The 16,927-nt window shown below is 34.5% G+C and carries 16 protein-coding genes; 11 read left to right on the forward strand and 5 right to left on the reverse strand.

Annotated features, from left to right (window positions below; all coding sequences use genetic code 11):
* The first annotated feature begins 75 nt into the window (after positions 1-75).
* From rsmA to proC, 3 genes are all read left to right on the forward strand, one after another.
* Positions 76-861 carry a 16S rRNA (adenine(1518)-N(6)/adenine(1519)-N(6))-dimethyltransferase RsmA gene (gene rsmA, locus B0A66_RS03705; protein ID WP_089048504.1) on the forward strand — a complete coding sequence of 262 codons (786 nt, stop codon included), beginning with the start codon at positions 76-78 and terminating at the stop codon, positions 859-861.
* Entirely contained in the window at positions 845-2,194 is a 1,350-nt protein-coding gene (gene mgtE / locus B0A66_RS03710; RefSeq protein ID WP_089048505.1) for a magnesium transporter, read from the forward strand. The genes rsmA and mgtE overlap by 17 nt, the downstream gene beginning before the upstream one ends.
* Positions 2,195-2,295: 101 nt before the next feature.
* The gene (gene proC, locus B0A66_RS03715; protein ID WP_089048506.1) at positions 2,296-3,072 is read left to right on the forward strand and encodes a pyrroline-5-carboxylate reductase; all 777 of its coding nucleotides are present in this window, start codon (positions 2,296-2,298) and stop codon (positions 3,070-3,072) included.
* 126 nt (positions 3,073-3,198) lie between these two features.
* Here proC and nhaA read toward each other — a convergent pair whose 3' ends face one another.
* Together nhaA and B0A66_RS03725 are read right to left on the reverse strand one after the other, a co-directional pair.
* The gene (gene nhaA / locus B0A66_RS03720) at positions 3,199-4,353 is read right to left on the reverse strand and encodes a Na+/H+ antiporter NhaA (protein WP_089048507.1); all 1,155 of its coding nucleotides are present in this window, start codon (positions 4,351-4,353) and stop codon (positions 3,199-3,201) included.
* Between the two features lie 15 nt (positions 4,354-4,368).
* Entirely contained in the window at positions 4,369-5,115 is a 747-nt protein-coding gene (locus B0A66_RS03725; protein ID WP_244283382.1) for an aspartate/glutamate racemase family protein, read from the reverse strand.
* A 50-nt stretch (positions 5,116-5,165) separates the two neighbouring features.
* Between B0A66_RS03725 and B0A66_RS03730 the strand changes: the two genes are divergently transcribed.
* The 4 genes from B0A66_RS03730 (at position 5,166) to B0A66_RS03745 (ending at position 8,413) form a co-directional block, all read left to right on the forward strand.
* On the forward strand, positions 5,166-6,110 hold the full coding sequence (locus tag B0A66_RS03730) for a 2-hydroxyacid dehydrogenase (RefSeq protein WP_089048508.1): 945 nt from the start codon (positions 5,166-5,168) through the stop codon (positions 6,108-6,110).
* A gap of 216 nt (positions 6,111-6,326) precedes the next feature.
* Positions 6,327-6,707 carry a DUF4234 domain-containing protein gene (locus B0A66_RS03735; RefSeq protein WP_089048509.1) on the forward strand — a complete coding sequence of 127 codons (381 nt, stop codon included), beginning with the start codon at positions 6,327-6,329 and terminating at the stop codon, positions 6,705-6,707.
* Positions 6,682-7,146: a DUF2752 domain-containing protein gene (locus B0A66_RS03740; RefSeq protein ID WP_095381486.1), complete on the forward strand. Its 465-nt coding sequence runs from the start codon at positions 6,682-6,684 to the stop codon at positions 7,144-7,146. Before B0A66_RS03735 ends, B0A66_RS03740 begins: the two co-directional genes overlap by 26 nt.
* Before the next feature lie 166 nt (positions 7,147-7,312).
* Positions 7,313-8,413: a suppressor of fused domain protein gene (locus B0A66_RS03745; RefSeq protein WP_089048510.1), complete on the forward strand. Its 1,101-nt coding sequence runs from the start codon at positions 7,313-7,315 to the stop codon at positions 8,411-8,413.
* A 93-nt stretch (positions 8,414-8,506) separates the two neighbouring features.
* Here B0A66_RS03745 and B0A66_RS03750 read toward each other — a convergent pair whose 3' ends face one another.
* Positions 8,507-10,309: a GNAT family N-acyltransferase gene (locus tag B0A66_RS03750; RefSeq protein WP_089048511.1), complete on the reverse strand. Its 1,803-nt coding sequence runs from the start codon at positions 10,307-10,309 to the stop codon at positions 8,507-8,509.
* 120 nt (positions 10,310-10,429) lie between these two features.
* Here B0A66_RS03750 and B0A66_RS03755 point away from each other — a divergent pair, with 120 nt between their 5' ends.
* The 4 genes from B0A66_RS03755 to B0A66_RS03770 all read left to right on the forward strand — a co-directional run bounded on the left by B0A66_RS03755 (position 10,430) and on the right by B0A66_RS03770 (position 13,781).
* The gene (locus tag B0A66_RS03755; protein WP_089048512.1) at positions 10,430-11,191 is read left to right on the forward strand and encodes an exodeoxyribonuclease III; all 762 of its coding nucleotides are present in this window, start codon (positions 10,430-10,432) and stop codon (positions 11,189-11,191) included.
* A gap of 67 nt (positions 11,192-11,258) precedes the next feature.
* Positions 11,259-12,203 carry an OmpA/MotB family protein gene (locus B0A66_RS03760; protein WP_089048513.1) on the forward strand — a complete coding sequence of 315 codons (945 nt, stop codon included), beginning with the start codon at positions 11,259-11,261 and terminating at the stop codon, positions 12,201-12,203.
* Between the two features lie 130 nt (positions 12,204-12,333).
* Positions 12,334-12,516, forward strand: coding sequence for a hypothetical protein (locus B0A66_RS03765; RefSeq protein ID WP_089048514.1), 183 nt, complete (start codon positions 12,334-12,336; stop codon positions 12,514-12,516).
* A gap of 227 nt (positions 12,517-12,743) precedes the next feature.
* Positions 12,744-13,781: an NADP(H)-dependent aldo-keto reductase gene (locus B0A66_RS03770; protein ID WP_089048515.1), complete on the forward strand. Its 1,038-nt coding sequence runs from the start codon at positions 12,744-12,746 to the stop codon at positions 13,779-13,781.
* Positions 13,782-13,853: 72 nt separating this feature from the next.
* Here B0A66_RS03770 and B0A66_RS03775 read toward each other — a convergent pair whose 3' ends face one another.
* Together B0A66_RS03775 and B0A66_RS03780 are read right to left on the reverse strand one after the other, a co-directional pair.
* Positions 13,854-15,494 carry a DUF4139 domain-containing protein gene (locus tag B0A66_RS03775; RefSeq protein WP_089048516.1) on the reverse strand — a complete coding sequence of 547 codons (1,641 nt, stop codon included), beginning with the start codon at positions 15,492-15,494 and terminating at the stop codon, positions 13,854-13,856.
* A gap of 66 nt (positions 15,495-15,560) precedes the next feature.
* Positions 15,561-16,721 carry a vWA domain-containing protein gene (locus B0A66_RS03780; protein WP_089048517.1) on the reverse strand — a complete coding sequence of 387 codons (1,161 nt, stop codon included), beginning with the start codon at positions 16,719-16,721 and terminating at the stop codon, positions 15,561-15,563.
* Positions 16,722-16,927 lie beyond the last annotated feature (206 nt).

The raw sequence follows: 16,927 nt of genomic DNA on the forward strand, positions 1-16,927 counted from the left end.
AAAAATAGATTTTTCGAAATATCGAGTAATCTAACAATCTTAGAATCTAAAGTTCTAATAATCTAATAAGAAAAAATGGAAAAAGTAAAAGCTAAAAAACATTTAGGACAACACTTCCTGAAAGACGAAAGTATTGCTCAGGCAATTGCTGATACGTTGAGTTTAAAAGGATATGATGAGGTTTTAGAAATAGGACCAGGAATGGGTGTGTTGACTAAATACTTGCTTGATAAACCAATTAATACGCATGTAATTGAGATTGACACCGAGTCGGTAGCGTATTTGGGTGAAAATTATCCAAAATTAAAAGATAAAATTATCTCTCAGGATTTTCTGAAATACAATATAAATGAGGTTTACGAAAATAAGCAATTCGCTATTATTGGAAATTTTCCTTATAACATTTCGACACAAATTGTTTTTAGAACTTTAGAATTCAAACATCAGATACCTGAGTTTTCAGGGATGTTTCAAAAAGAAGTAGCAGAAAGAATTTGCGAGAAAAAAGGCTCGAAGGCATACGGAATCTTATCTGTATTAGCCCAGGCTTTCTATGATACAGAGTACTTGTTTACGGTAGATGAAAATGTTTTTATTCCTCCTCCCAAGGTGAAATCGGGTGTGATGAAAATGACCCGAAAGGAAGATTATAGTCTTCCTTGTGGTGAAAAGTTATTTTTTACAGTAGTAAAGACAGCTTTTCAGCAAAGACGAAAAACATTACGTAACAGTTTGAAAACATTAAATTTATCAGATGATCTTCGATTAGATACTATCTTTGATAAACGTCCTGAGCAGCTTAGCGTGGACGAATTTATTGTTTTGACTCAAAAAATAGAAGCCGATGGAGTTCAAAGTTAGTAAAGACTTAATTCAGCAATTAGAAGAACATATTGTTAATAAAAACGACAAGGAACTTGAAATTTTACTTAACGATCTGCACCATGCTGATATAGCCGAAATCCTTGATGAACTGGATTTTGACGAAGCAACTTATATTTTTAAGGTTTTAGATAGTGATAAAACCGCAGAGATTCTTCTTGAGTTAGAAGATGATTTGCGTGAAAATATCTTAAGCCGACTTTCGCCTAAAGAAATTGCAGAAGAGCTTGATGAGCTTGAAACCAATGATGCGGCAGATATTATCGCAGAGCTTTCGCAAGATATTAAGGCAGAAGTAATCTCGGAGATGGTCGATGTAGAGCACGCAAAAGACATTGTCGATTTGTTGCGTTACGACGAAAACTCTGCCGGAGGTTTAATGGGAAAAGAGCTTGTAAAAGTCAATGAAAACTGGAATGTGCTTACTTGCGTAAAAGAAATGCGTATTCAGGCAGAAAACGTATCCAGAGTGCATTCGATTTATGTAGTAGACGATGAAAACCGATTAAAAGGCCGTTTATCCCTCAAAGATTTACTTACGACTTCTACCAAAACACAAATTGGCGATATCTACATAAGAAAATTAAACTTCGTAAACGTAGATACCGAAGATGTCGAAGTGGCGCGTATTATGCAAAAATACGATTTAGAAGCAATTCCTGTTGTAGATGAGTTAGGGCGTTTGGTAGGTAGAATTACCATCGATGATATCTTAGACGTAATCAAGGAAGAAGCTGATAAAGATTACCAATTAGCAGCGGGTATTACGCAAGACGTTGAATCTAACGATAGTGTTCTGGAATTAACAAAAGCGCGTTTGCCTTGGCTTCTTATCGGAATGGTGATCGAAATTGTAGCTTCTTTTGTTTTAAAAGGAAATGAACTTACGTTTCAAAAATACTCTACACTTATTATTTTCGTTCCGTTACTTTCTGCAACAGCCGGAAATATTGGTGTTCAGGCATCGGCAATTGTAGTGCAGGGTTTAGCAAACGGAACTCTAAAGGAATTTAGCCGCAGTTATTTTACCAAAGAAATTACGGTTTCTATGATATCAGGTACCATTATTTCATTGTTACTGTTAGCATACCATTCGCTTATGTACCAACAGTATTTGGTAGGAATTGCGATTTCCATTTCTATGATTGTAGTTATTTTGTTTGCTGCAACCTTAGGAACTTTAGTGCCGCTTTTCCTAAATAAAAATAAAATTGATCCTGCAATTGCTACAGGGCCCTTTATTACCACAACCAACGACGTTTTTGGAATCATGCTTTACTTTGGAGTAGCCAAACTGATTCTTGGATTTTAAATTTTTTGCAACAAATTAATAGATACCAGTGATTTAAGTTCTCTAAAATCTGTGTAATTTGTGGCTGAAAAACAGACTATTAATTAGCCAAAAAATAAGCCATGAAAGTACACATAATTGGAGGCGGAAATCTGGGCGTTTCTATAGCCTTAGGAATTGCAAAGTTTTCAAAAAACAATCAGGTAACCGTTACAAGACGCAATATTGCCGCTATTCAGTATTTGTCTGAGTACGGAATAACAGTCTCATCTGATAACAAACATAATATTCAGGAAGCTGATGTGGTGATCTTAACCATAAAACCGTATCAGGTAGATACTGTTTTAGCAGAGATTCTGCCGGTGATAGAAGGCAAAACAATTGCTTCGGCAGTAAGTGGTGTCTCGCTTGAAATGCTTCAGGCAAAAACAAATAATGTTTTTCCGGTAGTTAGAATCATGCCTAATATCGCAGCACAATTTGGCGAATCGGCTACTTGTATTTCGTTTCCTGAAAAAGACAAAGAAAAAGCCTTGCCAATTGTAAGCTTGTTTCAGGATTTAGGAACTGCTCCGGTTATCGATGAAAAACTAATGGATGCCGCAACTGTACTTGGTGCATGTGGAACCGCTTATGCTTTGCGATACATTCGCGCTTCTATGCAGGCAGGAATCGAAATAGGATTTGATTCTCAGACCGCTTTAGCAATCGCGGCGCAAACCGTTAAAGGAGCAGCTAAAATGTTATTAGAAGAAAAAGTACATCCGGAACAATTAATCGATCGTGTAACAACACCTCAAGGTTGTACTATTGTTGGTTTAAACGAAATGGAGCACAATGGTTTCAGCTCTTCTCTGATAAAAGGAATTAAAACCTCTTTAAAACAAATTAAAGGATAGGTTTCTAAAAATATTCAAATAAAAACAGCCTCGATTTTATACTCTAAAATCGAGGCTGTTTTGTTGTAACATCTTTTATATGTTTGTGTTACTATATTTTGTTTAATTAAAAACTTTATGTTGCATTTAATTTGATTCGCCGCTTTTTTCTTTCTTTAAAATAGATTTTAAAAACACAAAACCTAGAATTCCCGAAAGCACAGAAGCAATGATAACGGCGATTTTAGAAGACACGATTATTTCAGGATTGTCAAAAGCTAAGAGTGTGATAAAAATAGACATGGTAAAACCAATTCCTCCTAACATTCCGGCTCCTACAATATGAGGCCATTTGAGGCTTTTGGGTAAAGCACATAAACCGGAACTTATACCTATAGAAGAAAAAAGCACGATACCTAGTGGTTTTCCGATAACAAGACCTAGAATAATTCCCAGAGAATTACTGTTTGTTAAGCCCTGATACCAATTTGGGGCAATTGCAATACAAGTGTTTGCAACTGCGAATAGCGGTAAAATGATGAAGGCAGCCGGTTTGTGAAGGAAATGCTGTAATTTATACGATGTTGAATTTTCGCTTCCGTCCCCAAACGGAATAACAAAAGCCAAAATAACACCCGTAATCGTAGCGTGAACACCGGAATGAAGCATAAAATACCACATTGCGACACCTCCAATCAAATACGGAATCAGGTTTTGAACTTTCATTCGGTTTAAAACAAATAAGAATGCCCAGATTCCTAATGCAATCGCAAGATTAACAAATGCAATACTTGAGGTATAAAAAACAGCGATAACAATGATAGCGCCCAAATCGTCTATAACAGCTAAGGCGGTTAAAAATACTTTTAGTGAAGCAGGAACCTTGCTGCCTAATAAAGATAAAATTCCGATTGCAAAGGCAATATCTGTCGCCATAGGAATTCCGGCTCCGCTTTGTGTCGCTGTTCCAAAGTTCAAAGCAAGAAAGGTAGCGGCAGGAACCAGCATTCCGCCAAAGGCTGCCATGATTGGTAAAGAGGCATTTTTTATACTTGATAATTCGCCATGATATATTTCGCGTTCCAATTCTAGTCCGATTAGTAAAAAGAAAATGGTCATTAAACCATCGTTGATCCAGTGCGTTATGGAGTGTCCGCCCAGTTCGCTTTCCCAAAGTGATATATACTCCGTCTGAAATGAAGAGTTTGCCAGATAAAGAGAAGCAATGGTTACAAAGAGCAGGATTATACCTCCGGATTTTTCGTTTTCAAAGAATGCTGTAAAAGTTTTGGTCAATTTCATTGTTGTGTGTAAAGTTTATTCTAGTGATAATTCAACCGCTTTCTTTGCATGAATTTCAGCAGTGTTGAATAATTTGGCATTAGTAAAGTGGTTAGTAACCAGTAATTCAATTTCGGTACAGCCGAGTATAATTCCCTCAGCACCATTTTTTATCAAATCTTTTATTATTTCTAAATAAATAGTTCTTGATTCGTCTTTTATAATTCCTTTGACAAGTTCGTTATAAATGATTCGATGTATGTCTGCTCGTTGTTGTTCATTAGGTATTATCGTTTCGATTTGATGTTTTTCGAGTAAACGGTCTTTAAAAAAACCTTGCTCCATTGTGAATGAAGTCCCAAGCAAGCCAATTTTTCTAAAATCCTGTTCTTTAATTTTTTCTGCAGTTGCATCTACGATATGAACCAGCGGAATGCTAATGCTGTTTTCTATGGCGTCAGATAATTTATGCATGGTGTTGGTGCATAAAACAATAAAATCTACGCCTGCCTTTTCCAGTGTTTGGGCAGCCTCGATCATTAATTCAGCTAATTTCTCCCAGTTTCCTTCTTTTTGTAACAGGGCAATTTCATTAAAATCTACAGAGTATAATACAGATTTTGCAGAATGAACACCTCCCAGTTTTTCCTGAATGTTCCGGTTTATTATTTGATAGTATAATGTAGAACTTTCCCATGACATTCCACCAATTAAGCCAATCTTTTTCATAATTCCCTTTTGTGCTAATTTACGTATTTTTGACGGAATTCCTTTTGTTGCCATAATAAATGGCTTTTTTTGTTACTTTGTTGTTCTAATCTAAGTTTTAATTTATGAGCGTAAAAATTCTACATATCGACAGCAATCATCCCATTCTTTGGGCACAATTAGAAGAAGCAGGTTTTGAGAATCATGCCGATTTTAAATCGTCTAAAGAAGAAGTCGAAGCAAAAATTCATGAGTATAACGGAATTGTAATCAGAAGCCGTTTTAAAATTGATAAAACATTTTTAGACAAAGCCACCAATTTAAAATTTATTGCCAGAGTGGGTGCAGGTCTCGAAAGTATAAATTGTGATTATGCTACAAGCATGCAAGTCAGTCTTATAGCGGCTCCGGAAGGTAATCGCAACGCTGTTGCAGAACATTCTCTAGGTGTTATTTTATCATTATTCAATAATCTGAATCAGGCTGACGCCGAAATAAAAAGCGGTCATTGGAACAGAGAAAGCAATCGTGGCCATGAACTCGATGGAAAGACAGTTGGGATTATTGGTTACGGTAATATGGGAAAAGCATTTGCAAAAAAACTTCGTGGTTTTGATACACAGGTTCTATGTTACGATATTTTAGAAAATGTTGGTGATGAAAATGCACGACAAGTTTCTTTACAGGAATTACAACAAAAAGCGGATGTTTTAAGTTTGCACTTGCCTTGGACACCCGAAACTGATAAAATGGTCAACCACGATTTTATAAATGCATTTTCGAAGCCATTTTGGCTTATAAATACTTCGCGTGGTAAAAATGTTGTTACGGCAGATTTAGTTGAAGCAATGAAGGCTAAAAAAGTTCTGGGGGCAGGTTTAGATGTTTTGGAGTATGAGAAACTTTCTTTTGAAACACTTTTTCAGGATAAAAACACTCCAGAAGCGTTTCAATATTTACTGGAAGCCAAAAATGTATTGCTAACACCACACATTGCAGGATGGACATTTGAAAGTCATGAACGTTTGGCGCAGGTAATTGTAGATAAAATTAAAGCCCTATTTAGATAGCAACTTTGTTGTTTTCATTAGAATTAATATCAATTGATGTAAAAAATAACTTTATAATTACATAAAAATTGATTTCTTTAAATGTGATGGTTATTATTAGTTTTTAAGATAAATTTTATTTAATATTGCTGCTGTTTTAACAAAAAATTATAATAAGGAGTAGCCGAAAATCCTAAAAGAGTAGGGATAAACTAATTAAATACCACAAATAATAAAATGGAAAACAATTTTAAAGAAACGTCAAATTTTAACGAGCCTATTCCAGTATTCAAAGTAGATCCTATCATGGTATTGGTTTTTGGTTTTTTAACTTGCGGGTTATATTTAATTTATTGGAATATTAAAGTAGCAGAGGTTTTTAATGCTGTAGCTGAAAAAGAAGTAGTTTCTCAGCCTATCGCAATATTTGCAGGTTGTTGTATGCCGGTAAATATCTATTTTTACTACTTAGCTGGAAAAGAAGCATTGCCAAAAGTTTATGAAAGAACAGGTGAACTTCAAAAAGATCAGTCTACTTTATTAATTGTTTTAGGTTTCTTTTTTCCTATTGCAGCAGCAATGATCGTACAAGGTGATATCAACAGATTATACAAATAATAGTAGAATAAAACGTAAAATTTACGGAATTATCGGTGCAGCAATTACACTGATAGTTCCGTTTTTTTTAATGATCGACAATCATAACGATCATCTCGAATCGGACCAGTCTTTTTGCCCCTTCAAAATGGTTACCGGTTTTCCTTGCCCTGGATGTGGTATAACAAAATCATTAGTGTATTTCTACCACGGAGATCTTTATAAATCGATTAGCTATCACATATTAGGTCCGTTTGTAATTGCTTTTTGCTGGTTGACCATTATAGTGCTTGTCACTGAAATTGTTACCAAAAAAGAATACTTTACGAAATATATGTACAATAGAAAACTAGCCTACAGTTTAGCCTATTTTTTAGCTTTCTATCATTTTATAAGATTGATTCTCTTTGTAAAAAATAATTCTATCGATGATATTCTGCACCAGTCAATCTGGTTCTAAAACATAAAAATCCCATCAGTAATTTTCAAACTACTGATGGGATTTTTAACTTATTGTAATATTAGTTAGTTCAAAAAACGCTGTTTATTAAAAAAAATATCTTTTGAGAATAAAAATTCGTTACTTCATTATGAAATTTAATCTTTAAAAAAATATAATAAAAGTTATGAGGTTATTTAATAAAAGCAATAATACGATTGAAAAACCTAAAGTTATCCTTGAATCAAGAAGTCCTAGTTGTCCAATAACTGCAATTGCAGAACAAGATAATAGAACTGTTTATTTTTATTTATTTGGTGATCATGAAGATTTTGGTGTGAAAAGCTGTTGGGTTAGAAATCTAACCGTTGCGCCAGAAGAGTTAGAAACAAAATTGATGGAAAAAGGTGTTCCGCCCATGTTAACTAAAGAATTTTGTGCATTTCCTGAAGGGCAAGATAAACTTGTGGAGAAGAATCTGGAAATTGTTTGGTTAGAGGAGGGAGATGGAGCTGCTTTATTAGAAAACGGAGAGATTTTATGTATAATTCCTGGCTGGGGAGGTGATGGCGGATTTTATGGTTATGCACGTGACTGTAAAGGTGAAGGGCATTTTGCCTGGGAACTTTCAGAGGATAATGAGCTCCACAAACGAGTTGATAGTGCAATTGCAGATTTAAAAGAATGGGATAAAGAAATAAATCCTTTTCAGGTTTTACAGCCGGAAATTTTAAATGGTTATGATGAATTATTCGGGAAAAGCGAAAAATACTATGCAATTGATAATTCAGAATGGCCTCCAAAAGGTTTGTATGTGTTTGAAGGTACAGAAAAGATTGTTTTAGGAACTGTAGCAGTTTCATTACGACCACAGCCGAAAATTGAGATGTATCATGAAAATCCTTCCAAAGTTAATCGAATTGAGCTTGGGGTTATTTTGAAGTCGGGATTGTCAAATGATCAAATACAGAGCGTTGCGAGTATTGTAAGCGGTATTACAGCCATACCTTGGGATTATATTACTTTTTTGGCAGAAGGACATACTGTAGGTTTTAATACCAGCGTAAGTGAGAAGTTTAAATATGCAGTTCTTACTAATAAATTAAAAGTTTTACCAAAAGTAAATTTTACTGCTTTTTATAATTCAGATATTTTGTTTTTATGGATGGTACCTATTTCAGAGGCTGAATTGGATGTAATGAAAGAATCCGGTTCGGAAACGGTGTTGAATAAACTTGATAGCATCGGCGAAGAAATATTCAATTTGGAGCGTGAAGAGGTAGTTTAAAGCGTAACGTAAAAGTTTAAAACAGATTTTAGATAAAAAAATCCCATTTACATTTTAGCAAATGGGATTTCTATTTTATGTCAAAAGGATAATTTAATCTTCTTTCTCAGCTAATTTACGTTCCAGTTCTATTTGAAATTCTTCAATTACCGGCTTCATAGTGCTTTCCGGAATATCAGCTATTCTAATGTACATTAAACCGTCTATAGCGTTATTGAACAAAGGATCTACGTTAAAAGCAACTACACGTGCATTTTGTTTGATGTATTTTTTAATTAAAACAGGCAAACGTAAATTTCCTGGTTCTAATTCATCAATAATTTTATCGAATTTATTCAAGTCTGATTCCGCTTCATCAAAGATAAAGTCCTTGTCAGCATCTTTCAGTTTTACTTTGTATGCTTTTTTAGGATGGATGTATTGTGCAATATACGGATCGTAATAATTAGACTTCATGAACTCAATCATCAAAGATTTAGAGAAGTCCGAAAATTGATTACTGATACTCACACCACCCATTAAGAATTTATGCTCAGGATAACGCAATGTAGTATGAATAATACCTTTCCATAGTAAAAACAAAGGCATTGGTTTTTGCTGGTATTCTTTAATGATAAAAGCACGTCCCATTTCGATTGATTTGTGCATCATATCATGCAATTCCGGTTCAAAACGGAATAAATCATTCAAATAGAAACCTTCAATACCATATTTAGGATAAATTTCAGAACCTAATCCCATGCGGTAAGCACCGGCAATTTTTTTAGTTTCATCATCCCATAAAAACATGTGGTGATAATATTGGTCAAATTTATCTAAGTCAATAGATTCGTTCGTTCCTTCACCTACTTCACGGAAAGTGATTTCGCGCAAACGGCCAATTTCATGTAAAATATTCGGTATAAATTTCGCTCTTGCAAAAAACACTTCATAGTTTTTACTTTGCAATAGCCTGCAGTCACCATCGCGAAGTGCATTTACTTCATCAATTAGTTTTGATTCGTTCGCCGGAGTTGCTATTTTTTTAGGCGCTTTCGGAATTTTTAAACTTGCAGTGTCCAATAATTTGCTGTCCTTTTCAAAAGGATTTGCCAGCATATAGGTTTTCTTTCTTAAAAATTCAGAGTATTCTTCAAACGATTCAATTTCGTTTTGCTCGTTTACAGAAATCGGTTTACCAATACGAACTTTAATCACACGATCTTTTTGCGTAAGCAATTCCGATGGTAATTTTGCCGTACGCAAAGTGTCATCAATTTTAGAAAGCCAATAGAATAATCGGCTGTTTTTTGCATGAAAATAAATAGGTATAACAGGAACTTTAGCTTTTCTGATTAGTTTAAGAGCACCTTCTTCCCAAGGTTTATCAACAACCAGTTTGCCATCTTTATAAGTCGATACTTCTCCGGCCGGAAAAATACCCAAAGGTTTACCATCGCTCAAATGACGAAGGGTTTCTTTAATTCCAACCACGCTTGATTTAGCATCCCTATGATTCTCAAAAGGATTAACCGGCATGATGTATTTTTTTAACGGAACAATTCGGTGTAATAAAAAATTAGCAATAATCTTGAAATTAGGTTCTCTTTCAAGCATTAATTTCAATAACAAAATTCCATCAATTCCTCCAAGTGGATGATTTGAAATCGTAATGTACGCGCCATCTTTGGGTAAACGTTTTAAATCTTCTTCTGGAATTTCAAATTTAATTTGTAATTCGTCTAAGACTCCATTTAAGAATGGAACGTCTTCTAAGTGTTTATTGTGGTCGTAAATTTTATTAAGGGTCGATATTTTGAGAACCTTCATAAGCATCCAACCCGAGAAAGTACCCAATACCCCGTACTTGTCAACATTTATTGCTTTTGCAACTTCTTTCGCGGTAACTAAACCCATGTACTATTTTTATTTATTAGAGCAGTGAACAAAGATAACAAAAAAGTCTACTTTTCGTCGTTAGAAACACAAACTTTCTACTTTTTTATTACATTTGAAATCCTAAAAAAAATAATTTTAATGAAAATAATTTCCTATAATGTAAACGGAATAAGAGCTGCAATTTCTAAAGGATTTATCGAATGGTTACGACAAGCAAACCCTGATGTCATCTGTCTTCAGGAAATAAAAGCTTCGCAGGATCAGGTTCCGGTTGATCTAATCACAGATGCAGGTTATCCGTATCAATACTATTATCCTGCAACTAAAAAAGGATATAGCGGTGTCGCCATTTTATCTAAAATAAAACCCAATAATGTGGTTTTTGGAACCGGAATTCAGCACATGGATTTCGAAGGACGTAACCTTCGTGCCGATTTTGACGACTGTTCTGTAATGAGTTTGTACCTTCCTTCAGGAACAAATATTGAAAGATTAGATCATAAATTTATGTTTATGGATGATTTTCAAACGTATATTAACGAGCTGAAAATTACAATTCCAAATCTTATCATTTGTGGTGATTACAACATTTGTCATGAAGCCATAGATATTCACGATCCGGTTCGTAACAAAACAGTGTCAGGATTTTTACCAGCTGAACGTGCCTGGCTTGATGGATTTATGAAATCGGGTTTTGTAGACAGTTTCCGTCATTTTAATAAAGACCCACATCACTACTCATGGTGGAGTTACCGCGCGGGAGCCCGAGGAAACAACAAAGGATGGAGAATCGACTATAATTTGGTGAGCAACACATTGGAGCACAGATTAAAACGTGCCGTTATCCTTCCGGATGCGATACACTCAGACCATTGTCCGGTTTTGGTGGAAATAGAGTAATTTTGGTATTGTTCTTGATGAGAGAGTTTGTTAATAAACGCCTCAAATTAATAAAATAATAAAAATTATGATTAAAAAAGCATCCATCGGATTACTAATTTTAGCGTTATCCACAACTTCATGTGTTTCTAAGAAAATTTATAATGATCTGGAAACAAAGTATTCAGATCTTAAAAAAGAGAATCGCAATATTGCTGATGAAAACAGTAATTTAAATAAAGCAAAGAACCAACTGGAACTGGAACGCGATAACCTGACAAAAGATTTAAATGCTACAAAAGCGGATTTAGCGAAACAAAAAGCAGATTTAGCAACAGAGCAAAAAAAGTATAAAGTTCTTCAGGACTCCTACAATGCACTTGAAAAAAACAGTAACGACGCATTAGAAAGCAACATGAATAAAAACCGTGATTTGCTGGCGCAATTAGAAGCTAAGTCGAAAAAATTAGCCGAAGAGCAAGCACGTTTGGATAAAACAGCAAGCCGATTAAATGAACTTGAAGCTATGATTGCCGCTAAAGAAGAAGCAATGCGCAAGCTGAAAGAAACATTATCGAAAGCCTTAACAGGTTTTGAAGGTAAAGGTTTGACAGTTGAGCACAAGAACGGAAAAGTATATGTTTCTATGGAAAACAAATTACTTTTTAATTCAGGAAGCTGGGCTGTAGGTTCTGAAGGTAGAAAAGCGGTTGTAGAATTAGGAAAAGTATTAGGAGATAATCCGGATCTTTCGGTTCTTATTGAAGGACACACAGATGATGATCCTTATGCAGGTTCAGGTCCAATTGCAAACAACTGGGATTTATCTACAAAAAGAGCAACTGCAATTGTAAATATTTTAAGCGAGAATGCTAAAATCAATAAACAAAAATTGACTGCAGCAGGACGTAGCGAATTTTCTCCTTTGGCAAGTAATACAACAGCAGAAGGAAAAGCTAAAAACCGTAGAATCGAAATCATCTTAACACCACGATTAGATGAAATTGCAGATATGTTAAATAGCATAAACTAAGGTTCTAAGGGACTGAAGTTCTAAGATACAAAGGCTCAAAGTTTTTTACTTTGAGCCTTTTTTCTCATTTACGGTTCTCAAAACCTTGCAGTAAAAGGAGATAGAGGATATTTTTTAAAATAAAAGTAAAATGAAAGACTTGAAAAAAGAAGAGGATAAGTATATTAAGTTAGATTTTGATACCCAAGTTGATTCAAAACTCTTAGAAGAATATTATAAAAAAATAGAAGAAGGTTTAAATGATGTGAAATACAATCGAATAATTTCAAGAGAAGATTTGTTGAAAGAAATACAAGATTGGGATAGTGAGTAAATTTTAAGAAAGTATCTAAAAGGTTTTATCATGAACCTTTTGTAGCCGGTATAAAACTTAGCAACTTAGAATCTTAATAGCTCAGCACCTTCATAAAAAAACCTTATTCTTTTTTTAACTTTTCTATTATTCCACGTTTCTTATTCCCTTTGTACCTTTGAGTTTTATAATTCAAGGCTGTAAACTTAGCATCTTAGTTTCTCAGCAACTTAGTAACTCAAAGCAAAATGAAATACACAACTTTACCCAATACCGATATAAAAGTTAGTACAATCTGTCTCGGAACAATGACGTTTGGACAGCAAAATACCGAAGCTGATGGACATGCTCAAATGGATTATGCACTTGAAAAAGGAGTAAACTTTTTTGATACAGCAGAAATGTATTCTGTTCCGGCTCGTCAGGAAACCTACGGAAGTACCGAAAAAATCATTGGAACATGGTTTAAAAAATCAGGTAATCGCGAAAAAATAGTTTTGGCTAGTAAAATTGCGGGTCCAAATCCTAATTTCACCTATATGCGTGAGAAAGCAGACTTTTCTCCGGCAAGTATTAAATACGCTTTAGAAAACAGCTTAAAACGTTTGCAAACAGATTACATCGATTTGTATCAGATGCATTGGCCGGAAAGAAAAACCAATACTTTTGGACAACGTGCTTTTAAAGTTCAGGACGATGCCTGGGAAGATAACTTTAGAGCTGTTTTGGAAACATTCGATATTTTGATAAAAGAAGGAAAAATAAAACATATTGGTGTTTCCAATGAAAATGCCTGGGGAATGATGCGTTTTCTGGAAGAAAGTAAATATCAGAATTTGCCAAGAATAAAAACCATTCAAAACCCATATAATTTGTTGAATCGTCTTTTTGAAGTAGGTTCTGCAGAAGTGGCGCTTCATGAAAATGTGGGATTATTGGCTTACTCACCTTTGGCTTTTGGTGTTTTGACAGGGAAATTTTTAACAGGAGAGAAACATCCAAATGCGCGAATAAATCTTTTTCCACAGTACACACGTTACAGCAGTGAGCAAAGTACAAAAGCGGCGCGTCTTTATCAGGAAATTGCACATAAACACGGATTGACATTTACAGAGCTTGCAATGGGGTTTGTGTTGCAACAGCCATTTTTGACCAGTGCAATTATTGGTGCAACGACCATGGAGCAATTAAAAGAAAATATCGGAACAATCGATATTGTACTTTCAAAAGAAATTCTGGCAGAAATAGACAAAGTTCAGGCTATTATTCCAGATCCGGCTCCTTAATTTCAAGTCAGTTTATAAAACATAAAATCCCGATAACTTTTGAAGTAATCGGGATTTGTTATTTAAAAGAATTTAGAGATTCAAATTCTGATCTTTAGGATATTTAACCCTGTAACTGATTCTTATTTTTTTCGTTTCATTTGGTTTTAGTTGCAATTGCCATGTCAACAGTCCCGTTTCAGTAGTCACTTTTGCACTATCGTGTTGTAATAGTTCAACTTCAACCTCTTTATTGGTGCTTAACGGATATTGATCTTTCAATAATAAGGCAACCACTTCTTTTTTATTGTTTCGAACCGTAATGTCATAGGTAAAAGTCTGTTCTTTTTTAGACGATAAGAATTTTGTTCCCGATTTATCCGCTACCTTTTCACGTTTAATAGATACTTTTTTATCGCGTCCCATACTTAAATTAAGCGTATCGCTGGTTTCATTTGGTTCGATGAACGTTTTTCCAACATACATTCCTTCAAAAATAATATTAGCTTCGCCTCGTAGTAAATTGTATTTGCTGTAATCTGCAATTTCGGCAAGTAAGAAAGCTTCGTTTTCTACTTTAGGAACCGCATAATATTTATACGATGCCGGTAGTTTTATCTCTTTTAAAGATACACTGTGCACTTTTCCATTTGATAAAATGTCATACGGAATATCAATATCAAAAGAAACATTTAACTGATTTTCTTCAACAGTGGTATAATTAGATACAGATGATTCTGCCATTACGACAACAGGAGATGGCATTGCGCCTGATATTTCTTTTTCATAAAGCACCTCTTCTGCTAAATTTTGAATTGGTGCCATTTTTCTTTTCTGTCCATATCCAGGGCTTCTCTGAGTAATGTTTTCTCTTAAAAACCAAGAAGTTAATATTGGAGCCTGATTATTTTGGTTTGGAAAACCGCTAGATAAAGTCAGTTTTACTTTCTTCCAGTCAATTCCTGTGTTCTGAACCACTTGTGCTTTATACATCATATTGATTGGTGCGGTAACACTTTCAGAGCGTAAGTCATAAAAAGGAGTCCAGGTAGCATTATACGATAAGTATGAAATTTCCAGTGGAATAATTCCGGGCGCATTCGTCATAACCTGAACGATTAACTTTCCGGAAGATGTTTTTTCTTCTTTGCTTGTATCAACTTCAAGTTTGTTTTGCAGTTTTACCAGTGTTTCATTCAGCTTTTGCTGTTTCGTTTTCAGATTGTCTATGTTGTTTGCAATTTCAATTTGCTTGTTTTTATAGTAATCAACCATTTTTATAAGTTCAGTTACATTCAAACCCGAGTTTACGCCAGAGATTTGCATGTTTTTATCTAAAAGCTGAATTGTTTTCGATTCAGAATTAATTGTATTATTTACTTTCAGAATTTCTTTCTTAACTAAAGTAATACTATCATGAACTCTTTTGATAACAGGCGATTTGCTGTCTATTTCATATTCTGAAATGTAATTATTAGTAAACTGAACAGAAAGTACTGTGACGTTTGCCGGTGTACCAATTTGCACCGAATTTTCATTCACGTCTACCGCAACATTTTTGATTACAATTTCACTGGTTCCGGATGGTAGTGTGACAGAAGCAGTTTGAGAAATTTCTGCAGCATTAAAATAAACGGTTGCAGCTTTTACTTTTGCGGTTGTGAAGATTGGTTTTTGAGCAAATCCAATTACAGCAACGAAAAGAAAGGACAATGTTAGTATGTTTTTATACATAATATTTCGGTTAAAGTTGGTGTAAGATATAAATTGATAGGTATAAATATACGGTTGTTCATCGTATTATTTTTCAACAGTATATCCTTTTACTTTTGCAAAGGCTACAATAGATGTATTTATAGCATTTCCAAGATCATCTTGTTTTTTAGATTTTTTAGATTCCGCATCAATATAGTCCTGACGTTTTTTAGCTAACGTTCCAATTTCTTTCTGGATTGTTGCTCTTTCCTTTGTCTTTTCTGCAACAATTGTTTTTAGTTCCGATTCAGATTTACCCTGAAGCTCTGCTGGTAATTCTTCTTTTTTGATTTTTGATATTGCTCCGGCATCATCTTTTACTTTGTCAACTAAGTCCCAGCTTTCGTTTTTGTAAACCGCTTTTGATTTGCTTACAGCACGTTCGGCATAATTTGCAGCAGAAACACGTTGCGCATTTTTATCCTGCGTTTCCTGATTCATCTTTTTAGCAGAACCTTTTGCTCCATAGCCAATATACGTTTTGTTGATTTTTTCATTACATTTTGTAATTTCTTCATCATAAGGAGTGGCGATATAGCGGATACTTTCGTTAGAATCAATATTAAAGTATTTCCCTTTTCCGTAATCAGCACCGTCTTTCCACAAAATATTGATGCCTTCCGTTCTATCGCCACAATATATAGTATTCACATAAATATCATTTTTTAAAGCATCACTAATTGCTTCTTTGTAATTAATTCCGCCTTGATTAAATTCTTCGTTTCCGGCAATATAAATGAGTTTCATATTGTTGTTGTCTTTTGCCCATTTTAATTGTTTGGTTGCATCCTGAATAACAGCTCCGCAATATTCATTTCCACCATTAGTTTTTAGCGCGAAAAGTTTTTCTGAAATCAAATCTAAATCAGTAGAAAGCGGTGCAACTTGTCTGATGTAGTTCGATTTTTGAGATAATCCGTCATTGCCGTATTCGTAAAGAGCAATTTCGATATCCGGAGTTTTTCCGTCATATTTTAAAGTTGTCAATGTGTTTACAATATTCCAAAGGCGTGATTTTGCCTGATCGATTAAACCGTCCATACTTCCAGAGGTATCTAGTAATAATGCAACCTGTATTTTGGTAGTTTCAGCCGCTGTTGTTTTTTCAACAGGAGGATTGTCAACTGATTTTGCGTTAGAAGAATTGCAGCTTATTAATGAAATGGTAGTTGCAAAAATGGTCGAGATAAAGATATTTGATTTCATAGTTTCTGATTTTTAATTGTTGAATTACAGATCAAACTTATAAACTAAAAGTGTTCGTTTTTTGCAGAAAGGGTGAAACGCGGTTTTCACTTGGTGAAACAAGTTGTAAACAGGATATAAAATACTTTACTTTACAGTATTAATTTTTGAGGTTCTAAGTTGCTTAAAATCTGAGTTGCTAAGATCGAAAAGTAGTGTAATGGACT

Origin of the sequence: Flavobacterium hercynium (genome assembly GCF_002217285.1) — a bacterium.
Classification (GTDB): Bacteria; Bacteroidota; Bacteroidia; order Flavobacteriales; family Flavobacteriaceae; genus Flavobacterium; species Flavobacterium hercynium.

What these genes read in the sequence shown, in the direction of transcription:
- rsmA (WP_089048504.1), top strand. Translation starts at nt 76, where the DNA reads ATGGAAAAAGTAAAAGCTAAAAAACATTTAGGACAACACTTCCTGAAA.
- mgtE (WP_089048505.1), top strand. Translation starts at nt 845, where the DNA reads ATGGAGTTCAAAGTTAGTAAAGACTTAATTCAGCAATTAGAAGAACAT.
- proC (WP_089048506.1), top strand. Translation starts at nt 2,296, where the DNA reads ATGAAAGTACACATAATTGGAGGCGGAAATCTGGGCGTTTCTATAGCC.
- nhaA (WP_089048507.1), bottom strand. Translation starts at nt 4,353, where the DNA reads ATGAAATTGACCAAAACTTTTACAGCATTCTTTGAAAACGAAAAATCC.
- B0A66_RS03725 (WP_244283382.1), bottom strand. Translation starts at nt 5,115, where the DNA reads ATGGCAACAAAAGGAATTCCGTCAAAAATACGTAAATTAGCACAAAAG.
- B0A66_RS03730 (WP_089048508.1), top strand. Translation starts at nt 5,166, where the DNA reads ATGAGCGTAAAAATTCTACATATCGACAGCAATCATCCCATTCTTTGG.
- B0A66_RS03735 (WP_089048509.1), top strand. Translation starts at nt 6,327, where the DNA reads ATGGAAAACAATTTTAAAGAAACGTCAAATTTTAACGAGCCTATTCCA.
- B0A66_RS03745 (WP_089048510.1), top strand. Translation starts at nt 7,313, where the DNA reads ATGAGGTTATTTAATAAAAGCAATAATACGATTGAAAAACCTAAAGTT.
- B0A66_RS03750 (WP_089048511.1), bottom strand. Translation starts at nt 10,309, where the DNA reads ATGGGTTTAGTTACCGCGAAAGAAGTTGCAAAAGCAATAAATGTTGAC.
- B0A66_RS03755 (WP_089048512.1), top strand. Translation starts at nt 10,430, where the DNA reads ATGAAAATAATTTCCTATAATGTAAACGGAATAAGAGCTGCAATTTCT.
- B0A66_RS03760 (WP_089048513.1), top strand. Translation starts at nt 11,259, where the DNA reads ATGATTAAAAAAGCATCCATCGGATTACTAATTTTAGCGTTATCCACA.
- B0A66_RS03765 (WP_089048514.1), top strand. Translation starts at nt 12,334, where the DNA reads ATGAAAGACTTGAAAAAAGAAGAGGATAAGTATATTAAGTTAGATTTT.
- B0A66_RS03770 (WP_089048515.1), top strand. Translation starts at nt 12,744, where the DNA reads ATGAAATACACAACTTTACCCAATACCGATATAAAAGTTAGTACAATC.
- B0A66_RS03775 (WP_089048516.1), bottom strand. Translation starts at nt 15,494, where the DNA reads ATGTATAAAAACATACTAACATTGTCCTTTCTTTTCGTTGCTGTAATT.
- B0A66_RS03780 (WP_089048517.1), bottom strand. Translation starts at nt 16,721, where the DNA reads ATGAAATCAAATATCTTTATCTCGACCATTTTTGCAACTACCATTTCA.